General features: G+C 46.7%; 1 protein-coding gene. It reads right to left on the bottom strand.

Features of this window, described 5'->3' with window-relative positions; genetic code table 11:
• Nucleotides 1–246, bottom strand: a 246-nt coding sequence (locus tag G9H60_RS13380; RefSeq protein ID WP_223144529.1) for a hypothetical protein, incomplete at both ends; no start/stop codon positions are given.

Here is a 246-nt window from a genome sequence, read left to right as displayed (position 1 = left end):
CATCAGACTTAGTCCAAGTAACGGTTTGTCCAGAAGTACTTACTGGGTTGTTGTTAGCATCCGCCAATTGAGCGGTGATGGTTACTGTAGCGCCAGCCACAGGAGATGAAGATGAAGAGGTAACTAAGTACTTAGTAGCCGTACCAGCTACTGTAGTAATGGTAGACGAAGTACCTGTGATAGCCGAAGTAGTACCTGTAACCGTAGTTGAAGTTCCAGCCACGGTATGTGTGGTGAATACGACTG

It is taken from the genome of Aquirufa aurantiipilula, from assembly GCF_019923745.1.
Lineage (GTDB): Bacteria > Bacteroidota > Bacteroidia > Cytophagales > Spirosomataceae > Aquirufa > Aquirufa aurantiipilula.
The sequence above is the reverse complement of the archived record's forward strand: the minus strand, read 5'-3'. Positions and strand labels throughout refer to the sequence as shown.